A 1,065-nucleotide genomic window follows, 5' to 3' on the forward strand; every position below is an offset into this window, starting at 1 on the left:
CAGCGGAGCCGAGAAGAAGGCTCTTGATGTTCATTTTCTGACCTCCAGTCAAAAGTTAAAAAACGGGTCTGGGTATTTTTTGCTGAAGGACAGCGTTCCCTGCCCCATCCCCACTTACCGAAAAAGATGCGCACCGCGCCGCTCCTTCGAACCAGACCTTTACCCAGGCGGCGGCGGCGTTCAACCACGATCGTATCGGCGAAAGCCCCATCCGGACGCTATCCCCGGACGTTGTTGCACAAATGACACGATTTGGCCTCACTCCGAAAGTTCTCATTAACCATTGAGGGCCGCGTGGCCGTGAATCCGGCCGAATCCGGCGATGGCTGGACACAAATGCGGCGCAGAGGCGAGTCGTCGCCCCCAGTTGCCGCCGCAGAATCGCCTCACGCGGAGCCAGGTCGGGTTGGTCTGCTGTTTTTTCAGCGATTCTGGCGCCGGCTTGTTGATTGTGCCTGCGCTTTTCTTTATCCAGCGGCGCGACGGAGAGGTGGCCGAGTGGTCGAAGGCGCTCCCCTGCTAAGGGAGTAGAGGTCAAAAGCTTCTCGTGGGTTCGAATCCCATCCTCTCCGCCACCCTACGCCCTGCGGGCTTCGGGTGGCAGGCCACCCGGAACCGCATTCGGGCGTAGGAGTGTCGCCCGAAGCTACGAAGTAGCGTAGGGGGACCATGTGGTACGTCTATTTCCTGCAGCTCGTTCCTGCAGCTCGACAACGGTGACGTTTATGTCGGGTCGACTAACGACCTCCGACGACGTTTCGAATCGCATCGATCAGGCTATGTGGCTTCGACCAAGGCTCATCTGCCTCTGGCGTTAAAGGCCTACATCGCGGTTGAAACCGAGACCAACGCACGCCAACTCGTGCGATATTTCAAGACCGGATCAGGCAAGGCCCTCGCGAAAAAGCGGTTTTGGCCGGTAAGGCCAGATTGATGACTTCAAGACCTATCTATTTGAAATTAAAATAAGAACAGCGCCGCGATCTAATTTTCATCGACCTCCGCTCTCGATTCTGACTGGAGGTCAGAAAATGAACATCAAGAGCCTTCTTCTCGGCTCCGCTG

2 protein-coding genes and 1 tRNA gene are annotated in these 1,065 nt (G+C 56.7%); 2 read left to right on the forward strand and 1 reads right to left on the reverse strand.

Going from position 1 to position 1,065, the window contains the following annotated elements; all coding sequences use genetic code 11:
- On the reverse strand, nt 1–188 hold a 188-nt coding region (locus AU465_RS36025), incomplete at its 3' end, for a hypothetical protein (protein WP_210325370.1).
- Between the two features lie 296 nt (nt 189–484).
- Here AU465_RS36025 and AU465_RS33050 point away from each other — a divergent pair.
- Together AU465_RS33050 and AU465_RS33055 are read left to right on the forward strand one after the other, a co-directional pair.
- Nucleotides 485–575 (forward strand) — tRNA-Ser (locus tag AU465_RS33050).
- A gap of 125 nt (nt 576–700) precedes the next feature.
- Nucleotides 701–934, forward strand: coding sequence for a GIY-YIG nuclease family protein (locus tag AU465_RS33055; RefSeq protein ID WP_246506634.1), 234 nt, complete (start codon nt 701–703; stop codon nt 932–934).
- The last annotated feature ends 131 nt before the right edge of the window (nt 935–1,065 follow it).

Source organism: Mesorhizobium silamurunense (assembly GCF_014843905.1).
GTDB lineage: Bacteria > Pseudomonadota > Alphaproteobacteria > Rhizobiales > Rhizobiaceae > Mesorhizobium > Mesorhizobium silamurunense.